Below are 11244 nucleotides of genomic sequence, written 5' to 3'. Positions count from 1 at the left end.
GTCAACAGGTTTTTATCACTCGCTTAACCTGCCCACGCCGCTGAAGCCCACGCCATCAAAGGCTTCCCGCTTCTGCGCACCCCGGCGTCCGGAGCGCGAAAGAGCGGAATTCTAGTCGCCGGCATCGGGACTTGCAAGCGATATTTTGACAAGCGTATTAACGGTGCTTGAAAACCGGTTTGCGCTTCTCCACGAACGCGGCCATGCCCTCTTTCTGGTCTTCGGTGGCGAAGAGCGAATGGAACAGGCGGCGCTCGAAATGCACGCCCTCCGCGAGCGTCGTTTCAAAGGCTCGGTTGACCGACTCCTTGACCATCAGCACCGCCGGCAGCGGGAATTCCGCAATGGTGGCGGCCGCGCCGACCGCTTCGTCAAGCAGCGATGCCGCCGGAATCACGCGCGAAACCAGTCCGGCGCGCTCCGCTTCGGCGGCATCCATGAAACGGGCGGTCAAACAGAGGTCCATCGCCTTCGCTTTTGACACCGCCCGCGGCAAGCGCTGCGTGCCGCCCGCGCCCGGCATGATCCCGAGCTTGATTTCCGGTTGACCGAACTTCGCCGTGTCGGCGGCGAAAATGATGTCACACATCATCGCCAGTTCGCAGCCGCCGCCGAGCGCGAAGCCCGCCACCGCGGCAATGATCGGCTTACGGATCGAGCGAACCGTTTCCCAATTGCGCGTGATGTAGTCGCCCTTGTAGACATCCATATAGGAGTACGACGCCATCATCCCGATGTCCGCGCCGGCCGCGAACGCTTTCTCGCTGCCCGTCAGGACGATTGCGCCAATCGACTCGTCGCCGTCGAACTCGCGCAACGCTGCGCCTAGTTCATCCATCAGCGCGTCGTTCAGTGCATTCAGAGCCTTCGGACGGTTGAGCGTAATCAGTCCGACCCGTCCCCGCGTCTCAACCAGAATGTTTTCGTAAGCCATGCCGCCTCCATAAGGGTTAATCGCACGCGAAAAACGCTTCGCGCATCGTCTGCGGTGATGCTACCATTCCCCAACCAACCGGTCGGTCAATTATTCGACAGGTATTTCCCCAACGTACAGCCGAGCCTCTTTGCCATGACACATCCGCTATTCACCAAGCACGAAGACACGCTGCACAAAGCGCTCGCCGCGCTCGAAACGCGCGGCTACTGGAGCCCGTTCGTCGAGATGCCCAGTCCGAAAGTGTACGGGGAAACAGCCAACGCGGACGGCGAAGCCGCGTTCAAAGCGCTTCTAGACAAAACGTTCGACCTGGACCAACCGTCGACGGGAGAGACCGTCGGCGCAGAGGTTTCGCCGTTCGGCTTCCAGCTCGGCGTGCGTTACCCGAAAGCCGACCCGAGCGCGCTCATCGCCGCATCTGCCGCGGCGCAACGCGATTGGCGCGCCGCCGGCCCGCAGGCATGGATCGGCGTGAGCCTCGAAATCCTCGCGCGCCTGAATCGCGCCAGCTTCGAGCTCGGCTACAGCGTGATGCACACGACCGGTCAGGCGTTCATGATGGCCTTCCAGGCAGGGGGCCCACACGCGCAGGATCGCGCGCTCGAAGCGGTCGCGTATGCCTGGGATCAGCTGCGCCGTATTCCCGCCGACGCGCACTGGGAAAAGCCGCAAGGCAAAAACCCGCCGCTCGCGATGCACAAGCGCTACACCGTCGTGCCGCGCGGCATCGGCCTCGTGCTCGGCTGCTGCACATTCCCGACGTGGAACGGCTATCCGGGCCTGTTCGCCGATCTGGCCACCGGCAACACGGTGATCGTCAAGCCGCATCCGGGCGCGATCCTGCCGCTCGCGCTGACCGTGCGCATCGCGCGTGACGTGTTGCGCGAAGCGGGCTTCGATCCGAACGTCGTCACGCTGCTGGCCACCGCCCCGAACGACGGCGCCCTCGTCCAGCAACTGGCCCAGCGCCCCGAGATCAAACTGATCGACTTCACGGGCAGCACCCAGAACGGCACCTGGCTCGAGCGCAACGCGCACCAGGCGCAGGTCTACACCGAAAAAGCTGGCGTCAATCAGATCGTCATCGACTCGGTCGACGACATCAAGGCGGCCGCGCGCAACATCGCGTTCTCGCTGGCGCTGTACTCAGGCCAGATGTGCACCGCGCCGCAAAATATCTACGTACCGCGAGACGGCATTCGCACCGCGGAAGGCACGCTCAGCTTTGACGATGTCTCCCAGGCGCTTGCCGGCGCGGTGCAAAAGCTCGTCGCCGATCAGGCCCGCGCCGTCGAACTGCTCGGCGCGATCCAGAACGAAGGCGTCGTGCAGCGCATTGACGAAGCCGCCGGGCTCGGCCGCGTTCTCGTCGCGAGCCAGACGCTCGACCATCCGTCCTTTCCGGGCGCTCGCGTGCGCACACCGCTCGTATTGCAACTCGACGCCTCGACCGACCGCGCCCAGTTCACGAGAGAATGGTTCGGGCCGATCTCGTTCGTCATCGCGACGGACTCGACCGCGCAGTCACTCGACCTCGCTGGCGACATTGCTGCCGAGCACGGCGCGCTAACGCTGGCGGTCTACAGCACGGACGACGCCGTGCTCGACGCCGCGCACGAAGCGTCGATCCGCGGCGGCGTCGCACTGTCGATCAACCTGACCGGTGGCGTGTTCGTCAACCAGTCCGCGGCTTTTTCGGACTTTCACGGCACCGGCGCCAACCCGGCCGCGAATGCCGCGCTTGCCGATGCCGCTTTCGTCGCCAACCGCTTCCGTGTCGTTCAAAGCCGCGTTCATGTTGAACCGAAAGCGGCGTCCGCGGTAGCTGGCTGAACGGCATAAGAAGGCTTCAGCACAACGCACGACTTCGTCCTATGCCGTTCGGCGGATGGACCGAGTCGTGCGCTCTGACTAACATCAGACATCGGATCGGCATCACGCGCCGACGCTAGTCGAGGGACCGTGCCCATCGGCCAAAGAGAGTTTGAGGAGACACCCCATGTCATATGAAGCGATCCGGCTGGACCTCGACTCATCGAGCCACGTCGCCACCATCACGCTGAACCGCCCGGACAAGCTCAACAGCTTCACGCGCGCGATGCATCAGGAACTCGGCGCGGCACTCGACCAGGTCGAAAAGTCGGGCGCCCGTGCGCTCGTGCTCACCGGCGCGGGACGCGGCTTCTGCGCCGGCCAGGATCTCGCCGACCTCGATTTCACGCCCGGCGCGATGACCGACCTCGGCGCCGTGATCGATGAATACTTCAATCCGTTGATCCGCCGTCTGCAAGCGCTACCGTTTCCGGTGATCGCCGCGGTCAACGGCACGGCCGCCGGCGCGGGCGCCAATCTCGCGTTGGCCTGCGACCTGGTGCTCGCAGCTCGCTCCGCGAGTTTCATCCAAGCGTTCGTGAAGATCGGTCTCGTGCCGGATTCGGGCGGGACGTGGTTCCTGCCGCAACGCGTTGGCATGGCACGCGCGCTCGGCCTCGCGATCACCGGCGACAAGCTCAGCGCCGACACAGCCGAAAGCTGGGGCTTGATCTGGCAAGCGCTCGACGACGCCGAACTGGCTCCGGCCGCGGCAAATCTCGCGGCCCAGCTTGCCCAGCAACCGACGCGCGCGATCGCCGCGATCAAGCAGGCGATGCGTGCCGGCACGACGCAAACGCTCGACCAGCAGCTCGATGTCGAGCGTGATCTGCAGCGCCAACTAGGCGCCTCGCACGATTACGCGGAAGGCGTGCAGGCATTTATCGAAAAGCGCGCGCCGCGCTTCGAGGGGCGTTGAGATGTCCACGCAAACCACCCGCCCCGACCAGATGACTGCCGACGAACTCGCCCGCGCGACAGCTGCCGCGATGTACGAAAACGACGCCTGCAGTCGCGCGCTCGGGCTCGAGATTCTCGAAGTGCGCCCCGGCTATGCGCGGCTGCGCATGGCGGTGCGCGACGACTTCCTGAACGGCCATCAGATCTGCCACGGCGGTCTGATCTTCACGCTCGCCGATTCGACCTTCGCGTTCGCCTGCAACACTTACAACATCAATACGGTTGCCGCCGGCTGCTCGATCGAATACCTCCGGCCGGTCTACGGCGGCGACATGCTGAGCGCCGAAGCGGTCGAGCAGACATCGAGCGGGCGCACTGGCATCTACGATATTCGCGTCACGAATCGCGCCGGCGAGACCGTCGCGATGTTTCGCGGCAAGTCGGCGCAAATCAGGGGCAACCTGATTCCCACCGGCGACTAACATTGAGCGGCGGCAAGCCAGAGCCGCCCTCGCGGACGACTGTCTGCGTGGCTCTCTGACGCCAACGCGTTACATATCAAACTCAGATACTGAGGCAGCAAGGAGACATTCGATGAGCACCGCTCTTCCGCTCGATCCGATCGAGACCGCCAGCCGCGACGAGCTCGCCGCGCTCCAACTTGAACGGCTCAAATGGTCACTCACCCATGCGTATGAAAATTCGCCGGTGTACCGGCGCAAGTTCGACGAAGCCGGTGTTCATCCGGGCGATGTCAAGTCGCTCGCGGACCTCGCGCGCTTTCCGTTCACGACGAAGAAGGATTTGCGCGACAACTATCCGTTCGGCATGTTCGCGGTGCCGCAGGAGCAGATTTCGCGAATCCATGCATCGTCTGGGACGACCGGCAAGCCGACCGTCGTCGGCTATACGGCGCGCGACATCGACACGTGGGCGAATCTCGTCGCCCGTTCGATACGCGCCGCCGGCGCGAAGCGCGGCGACAAGGTGCACGTGAGCTACGGCTACGGCCTCTTCACGGGCGGCCTCGGCGCGCATTACGGCGCCGAGCGCGCGGGGCTCACCGTGATTCCGTTCGGCGGTGGTCAGACCGAAAAGCAGGTGCAGCTGATCCAGGACTTCCGGCCGGACATCATCATGGTGACACCGAGCTACATGCTGTCGATCGCCGACGAACTCGAGCGCCAGGGTATCGACCCGGCTAGCTGCTCATTGCGCATCGGCATCTTCGGCGCTGAGCCGTGGACCAACGAAATGCGCGAGGCGATCGAAAAACGCATGGGCATCGACGCGGTCGACATCTACGGTCTCTCCGAAGTGATGGGCCCGGGCGTCGCCTCGGAGTGCATCGAGACCAAAGACGGCCCGACGATCTGGGAAGACCATTTCTATCCCGAGATCATCGACCCCGAAACGGGCGAGGTGCTGCCCGATGGCGAACTCGGCGAACTCGTGTTCACGTCGCTGACGAAAGAAGCGCTGCCGATCATCCGCTACCGCACGCGCGATCTCACGCGCCTGCTGCCGGGCAGCGCCCGCACGATGCGGCGTATGGAAAAAATCACGGGCCGCTCGGACGACATGATGATCGTCCGTGGCGTCAATGTGTTCCCGACGCAGATCGAAGAGTTGCTGCTCAAGCAGCACGCGCTCGCGCCGCACTATCAGATCGTACTGACGAAGGAAGGGCCGCTCGACGTGTTGACGCTGAACGTCGAACCGTGCCCCGAAAGCGCGCCGGATACTTCCGCGCTAACCACCGCGAAAAACGCGCTGGCGTACGACATCAAGGCGCTGATTGGCGTCAGCGCGGTGGTGAACGTGCTGGCCGTGAATGGGATCGAGCGCTCGGTGGGCAAGGCGCGGCGGGTGGTCGACAAGCGCAGATCGGGGCTCTAAGTCAGGCAACGGGCAGCGACGCGCAGCGTAAGGGCCCAACAAAAAACGGCGTCACGCACGGATCCTGATCCAAACGTGACGCCGATTTCCACGACATCTATTAACGGCTTCGCGGCAGCCTCCAACCCGCCTCCCGAAAACCGCTGTAACTCAAACGGCAGTCACGCTTCCGCCTGCGCCCCACCGCCTCACGAATTCGGCAGCAGCAACCACATCCGGCCACCCTGCTTCATCTTGCCAGCCAGATCACCGGCATCGTCGCCGAGGCCCCAGAAGTAGTCGGCGCGCACGCCGCCTTTGATCGCGGTGCCCGTGTCCTGCGCGAACACGAGGCGGTTCAGCGGCGAGTTCGTCAGCGGCCGTGTGGTCTGCAGGAACACCGGCGTGCCGAGCGGAATCGCGCTCGGGTCGACCGCAATCGAGCGTTCCGGCGTCAGCGGCACGCCGAGCGCGCCGATCGGACCGTCCGCGCCGCCGCTCGGCATACTTTCGGCCGACGGCATCTCGCGAAAAAACACGAAGCGCGGATTGGTGTCGAGCAATCCATCGACGCGCGTCGGATTCGCGCGTGCCCATGCCTTGATGCCCTGCATCGTCGCCTGCGCGGGTGTGATCTCGCCATGATCGAGCAGCCAGCGCCCGATCGACTTGTACGGCTGATCGTTGGTACCGCCAAAGCCGACGCGCATCACACTGCCGTCTTCCATCACGATGCGCCCGGAGCCCTGCACCTGCAAAAAGAATGCTTCGATCGGGTCGTCGACCCACACGAGTTCGTTGCCGCTGAGCGCGCCCGAGCGTTCGAGTTGGGCGCGCGCCGGCAACGGCGCCCCCACGCGATAGCCGGCGGGCCAGCGGTACAGCGCGGTCTGATATACCCCATGCCGCGTGCGCGAGCCCCGCAGCAGGGGCTCGTAGTAACCGGTGACCAGACCGTCGAGCGTGCCGTCGCCATTCGCGAGCTGGAACGGCGTGAAGTAGGCTTCGAAGAAGGCGCGCGCGCCGATGACGTCGAGATCGTCGATTTGCGCGGCGGCCGCGCATGCACGCGACCAGTTCGGCTGACGCGCGAGCCTCGTGCAGTTTTGCCGCAACGCGGCCGTCGCGCCGATCAGCGAGTCGTCCTGCCAGCCCGGCACCTGCTGCCACGCAACCGCGGTCAAGCGCGACGACGCGATCTGGCCGGGGATGATCGCCGCGCCGCTCGGCGGCGAAGGCCGGAGCGCGCCGCCGCCGCCGCAGGAGGCAAGCAACACCGCAACCGACAATGCACCGACCCACGCGCCGGCTCGGCGGACAAAACGCATACAATGTTCGTTCTTGATGGAAACCGCCATGTCTGATTTGTTCGACGAATACCCGATGCTCATCTTCGCGCTGGAATCGCTGCTCGCGCTGTTCCTGCTCGTCTTTATCGTTGTGTGGACGTCGGCTGGCAAGAAAAAAGCGCGACGTGCCAAGCCGGCGGAACGGTCCCAACAGCAAAAGCCGCAGTGACCCTGGCCGGCGGGTTGCATACAGAACCCGCGCAACCCCTCGTGCCTCAAGCGCTCGTCTGAGCGCTCATCCAACCACCCACTCAACTGCCCGCTACGCCGCGCGCCGATACGAACTCATTAAAGACCGCGCAACACCGCGCCGGTTCAATGCAACGTTCGCGGCATGCGCAGCACGAACTCCGGCACCGGCGCCTCGAAGCGCTCACCATCCTCCGCCACGCAGAAGTAATCGCCGCGCATCGTGCCGACCGGCGTCGCGATCACTGCCCAACTCGTGTATTCGAAATGCTCGCCCGGCTTGAGCAGCGGCTGATGACCGACCACGCCCAGGCCTTTGACCTCCTGCACGGTGTTTTCGCTGTCGGTGATGATCCAGTGACGCGCGATCAACTGTGCGGGCACCTGGCCGGTGTTACGGATGGTCAGCGTGTAGGCAAAGGCGTACTGGCGACGCTCCGGGTCCGATTCTTCGGGCAGGTAGTGCACCTGCGCCGAGACGCTGAATTCGTACTGGCTCATCCTGATTCCGATCTGATCAAACGGGCTGTGAAAAATCGTGGAAGGCCCGAACGCCAATGGTCTGCGGGTGCAGCGGCGATGCGGCGCTCATGGAATGGCATTCTGCTTGATGCGCGGCATGGCCGCAACCGGATACGCCTTTCGGCCAGCCGTGTCTAAGACGTTGGGACACGGCTGCTTTGCCGCGCCCAGTCTCCATGTCGTTTTTGCGCCGGCACTTTGCGAAGTTTCATCGCGCGATTCCGCCACGCCAACCGCGGCCAGCACCCCGGTCTGCACGCGCAAAACCGGTAAAATGGCGCTTTCCCGCTTGCATCGGCCCCTGTCATGACGCAATTTCGCATCGCCCCCAGCATTCTCTCCGCCGACTTCGCCCGCCTGGGCGAAGAAATCCGCAATGTCGTCGCCGCCGGCGCCGACTGGATCCACTTCGACGTGATGGACAACCACTACGTGCCGAACCTGACCATCGGCCCGCTCGTATGCGAAGCGATCCGCCCGCACGTGGACGTGCCAATCGACGTGCACCTGATGGTGCGTCCCGTCGACCGTATCGTGCCGGACTTCGCGAAAGCCGGCGCGAACCTGATCAGCTTTCACCCGGAAGCGTCGGATCACATCGACCGCACGCTGTCGCTGATCCGCGACCACGGCTGCAAGGCCGGCCTCGTGTTCAATCCGGCGACGTCGCTGAACTATCTCGATCATGTGATGGACAAGGTCGACCTCGTGCTGATCATGTCGGTGAACCCGGGCTTCGGCGGCCAGTCGTTCATCCCCGAGGCGCTCAACAAGCTGCGCGAAGCGCGCAAACGCATCGACGCGTACACCGAGCGCACCGGCCACGACATCCACCTCGAAGTGGACGGCGGCGTGAAGGTCGACAACATCGCGGAAATCGCGGCGGCCGGCGCGGACACGTTCGTGGCCGGCTCGGCGATCTTTGGCCAGCCCGATCACAAAGTCGTGATCGACAGGATGCGCGCCGCCCTCGCGACCGTCCAGCGTTAAAAACCAGCGCCTCATGACCACTCCATATCCCGCCCCGACGTTTACCGGCCCGCGCCTCGAAGCCGCGATCATCGACCTCGACGGCACGATGATCGACACGGCCGACGACTTCACCGCCGGCCTGAACGGTATGCTCGCTCAACTCGACGCGGAGGAAACGACGCGCGAGGAAGTGGTCGGCTACGTCGGCAAGGGTTCGGAGCATCTGATCCGCAGCGTGCTTGCGCCGCGCTTCGAAGCCGAGCACGCGCAAGAGCGCTTCGACGAAGCGCTCGCGATCTATCAGGCCGAGTACGCGAAGATCAACGGCGTGCACACGCGGCTTTATCCAGACGTCGAGGCCGGGCTGCGCGCGCTGCGCGACGCGGGCCTGAAGCTCGCCTGCGTGACCAACAAGCCGCACCGCTTCGCGCTCGAATTGCTGCAGCAGTACCGGCTTGCACCGTATTTCAGCGTCGTGCTCGGCGGCGACAGTCTCGCGAAAAAGAAACCGGACCCGCTGCCGATGCTGACCGCCGCCGCGCAACTCGGCGTCGAGCCGAGCGCCACGGTGGCGATCGGCGACTCGGAAAACGACGCGCTGGCGGGCCGCGCGGCCGGCATGGCGACGCTGACCGTGCCCTACGGGTACAACCACGGCCAAGCTATACAAACGATAAAATCCGATGGTATAGTTGCCTCGCTGCTCGACGCCGCCAGGGCGATCGCAGCGCATCAATCCACGACTTAACAGTCCTTCATCCTCATGTTTCTGAATAAAAAACGGAGTCTGATTAGCATCGACCGGGGAGCCTGGCCCTGGCGTCGCTGGTCGCGCTAACCTCGCCTGAGGTACGCTGAAGCTCGTCTTCGGCAACCGTTTTTTACTTCGCTGCGCTCACGCGCTTTTTCCATCGATCTGTTTTTGCGCAGCTGCATCGGCTGATTGAGCCTGCGCGTACCCGCAAGGTACCGTTGCTCACCCGCACCGCTCGCACGCGCCGATGGAAGACCCGCGCCGGTCGGTATCATTGTGTCGAGAACGTCGACCCACGCCCTGACCGGAGGCGCTTAGCCCCGCTTTGCCCGACGCTTGCTGCCGCCGGACCACCGTACAGGATCGGAACATGACCGAACTCGAATTCCAGTCCCTCGCCAACGAGGGTTTCAACCGCATCCCGCTGATCGCCGAAGCGCTCGCCGACCTCGAGACGCCGCTGTCGCTGTACCTGAAGCTCGCGCAGACCGAGCGCAACGGCGCGAACTCGTTCCTGCTGGAGTCGGTGGTCGGCGGCGAACGCTTCGGGCGTTATTCGTTCATCGGCCTGCCGGCGCGGACTCTCATGCGCACGCGCAACGGCGTGTCGGAAGTGGTCCGCGACGGCAAGGTCGTCGAGACGCACGACGGCGATCCGCTCGCGTTCATCCAGCAATTCCAGGCGCGCTTCAAGGTCGCGCAACGCCCGGGGCTGCCGCGCTTCACGGGCGGTCTCGCCGGCTATTTCGGCTATGACGCCGTGCGCTATATCGAGAAGAAGCTCGCGCACAGCGCGCCGAAAGACGACCTCAATCTGCCCGACATCCAACTGCTGCTGACCGAGGAAGTCGCCGTCATCGACAACCTCGCCGGCAAGCTCTATCTGGTGGTCTACGCCGACCCGACCCAGGCTGAGGCCTACACGAAAGCGAAGCACCGTCTGCGCGAACTGCGCCAGCGGCTGCGCGTCACCGTCGAGCCGCCCGTCGTGTCGGCCAGCGTACGCACCGAGATCTACCGCGAGTTCGCGAAAGACGATTACCTGGCGGCCGTGCGCAAGGCGAAGGAATACATCGCCGCCGGCGAACTGATGCAGGTGCAGGTCGGTCAGCGCCTGATCAAGCCGTACCGCGACAATCCGCTGTCGCTGTATCGCGCGCTGCGCTCGCTGAATCCGTCGCCGTACATGTACTACTACAACTTCGGCGACTTCCACGTGGTCGGTGCGTCGCCGGAGATTCTGGTGCGCCAGGAAAAGCGCGGCGAGGACCGTATCGTCACGATCCGCCCGCTGGCCGGCACCCGTCCGCGCGGCAACACGCCCGAGCGCGATGCCGCGCTCGCGGCCGAGCTGCTGAACGATCCGAAGGAAATCGCCGAGCATGTGATGCTGATCGACCTCGCGCGCAACGACGTCGGCCGCATCGCGCAGATCGGCTCGGTGGTCGTGACCGACAAGATGGTGATCGAGAAGTACTCGCACGTGCAGCACATCGTCAGCTCGGTCGAGGGCAAGCTCAAGAACGACATGACCAATTTCGACGTGCTGCGCGCCACCTTCCCGGCCGGCACGCTGTCGGGCGCGCCGAAGGTCCGCGCGATGGAGCTGATCGACGAGCTCGAGCCCGTCAAGCGCGGCCTGTACGGCGGGGCGGTCGGCTATCTGTCGTTCACCGGCGAGATGGATCTGGCCATCACGATCCGCACCGGCGTGATCGCGAACGGCAATCTGTATGTGCAGGCGGCCGCGGGCGTGGTCGCCGATTCGGTGCCCGAATCCGAATGGCAGGAGACCGAGAACAAGGCACGCGCGGTAATGCGCGCCGCCGAGCAGGTCCAGGACGGCCTCGATAGCGACTTCTGACCGGAGA

The 11244-nt window shown here is 64.5% G+C and carries 11 protein-coding genes; 8 read left to right on the top strand and 3 right to left on the bottom strand.

What is annotated here, in order from left to right; translation table 11 throughout:
- Positions 1-157: 157 nt before the first annotated feature.
- Positions 158-934: an enoyl-CoA hydratase gene (locus HDG37_RS25975; protein WP_184052434.1), complete on the bottom strand. Its 777-nt coding sequence runs from the start codon at positions 932-934 to the stop codon at positions 158-160.
- 135 nt (positions 935-1069) lie between these two features.
- On the opposite strand from HDG37_RS25975, the gene paaN reads away from it, so the two are divergent.
- From paaN to paaK, 4 genes are all read left to right on the top strand, one after another.
- Positions 1070-2770, top strand: a complete 1701-nt coding sequence (paaN, locus tag HDG37_RS25970) for a phenylacetic acid degradation protein PaaN (RefSeq protein ID WP_184052432.1) — start codon at positions 1070-1072, stop codon at positions 2768-2770.
- A gap of 166 nt (positions 2771-2936) precedes the next feature.
- Positions 2937-3728 carry a 2-(1,2-epoxy-1,2-dihydrophenyl)acetyl-CoA isomerase PaaG gene (gene paaG / locus HDG37_RS25965; RefSeq protein ID WP_184052430.1) on the top strand — a complete coding sequence of 264 codons (792 nt, stop codon included), beginning with the start codon at positions 2937-2939 and terminating at the stop codon, positions 3726-3728.
- Position 3729: 1 nt separating this feature from the next.
- Positions 3730-4191: a hydroxyphenylacetyl-CoA thioesterase PaaI gene (gene paaI / locus HDG37_RS25960; protein ID WP_184052427.1), complete on the top strand. Its 462-nt coding sequence runs from the start codon at positions 3730-3732 to the stop codon at positions 4189-4191.
- A 112-nt stretch (positions 4192-4303) separates the two neighbouring features.
- Positions 4304-5608, top strand: a complete 1305-nt coding sequence (gene paaK / locus HDG37_RS25955; RefSeq protein WP_184052426.1) for a phenylacetate--CoA ligase PaaK — start codon at positions 4304-4306, stop codon at positions 5606-5608.
- A gap of 188 nt (positions 5609-5796) precedes the next feature.
- On the opposite strand, the gene HDG37_RS25950 is transcribed toward paaK, so the two are convergent.
- Positions 5797-6915 (bottom strand): murein transglycosylase A, encoded by a 1119-nt coding sequence (locus tag HDG37_RS25950; RefSeq protein WP_221312133.1) that lies wholly within the window; start codon positions 6913-6915, stop codon positions 5797-5799.
- Between the two features lie 16 nt (positions 6916-6931).
- On the opposite strand from HDG37_RS25950, the gene HDG37_RS38825 reads away from it, so the two are divergent.
- Complete coding sequence (locus HDG37_RS38825) at positions 6932-7105, top strand: hypothetical protein (RefSeq protein ID WP_162633932.1); 174 nt, start codon at positions 6932-6934, stop codon at positions 7103-7105.
- Positions 7106-7251: 146 nt separating this feature from the next.
- Here the strand turns inward: HDG37_RS38825 and apaG are convergent, their stop codons facing one another.
- On the bottom strand, positions 7252-7626 hold the full coding sequence (gene apaG, locus HDG37_RS25945; protein WP_184009102.1) for a Co2+/Mg2+ efflux protein ApaG: 375 nt from the start codon (positions 7624-7626) through the stop codon (positions 7252-7254).
- A 327-nt stretch (positions 7627-7953) separates the two neighbouring features.
- Between apaG and rpe the strand changes: the two genes are divergently transcribed.
- The 3 genes from rpe to trpE all read left to right on the top strand — a co-directional run bounded on the left by rpe (position 7954) and on the right by trpE (position 11237).
- Positions 7954-8637 carry a ribulose-phosphate 3-epimerase gene (rpe, locus tag HDG37_RS25940; protein ID WP_184052424.1) on the top strand — a complete coding sequence of 228 codons (684 nt, stop codon included), beginning with the start codon at positions 7954-7956 and terminating at the stop codon, positions 8635-8637.
- Between the two features lie 13 nt (positions 8638-8650).
- Complete coding sequence (locus HDG37_RS25935) at positions 8651-9367, top strand: phosphoglycolate phosphatase (RefSeq protein ID WP_184052422.1); 717 nt, start codon at positions 8651-8653, stop codon at positions 9365-9367.
- Positions 9368-9743: 376 nt separating this feature from the next.
- Positions 9744-11237, top strand: a complete 1494-nt coding sequence (gene trpE, locus HDG37_RS25930) for an anthranilate synthase component I (RefSeq protein WP_184052419.1) — start codon at positions 9744-9746, stop codon at positions 11235-11237.
- Positions 11238-11244: the final 7 nt, after the last annotated feature.

The sequence above is a fragment of the Paraburkholderia sp. MM5384-R2 genome (assembly GCF_014201025.1).
GTDB lineage: Bacteria > Pseudomonadota > Gammaproteobacteria > Burkholderiales > Burkholderiaceae > Paraburkholderia > Paraburkholderia tuberum.
The sequence above is the reverse complement of the archived record's forward strand: the minus strand, read 5'-3'. Positions and strand labels throughout refer to the sequence as shown.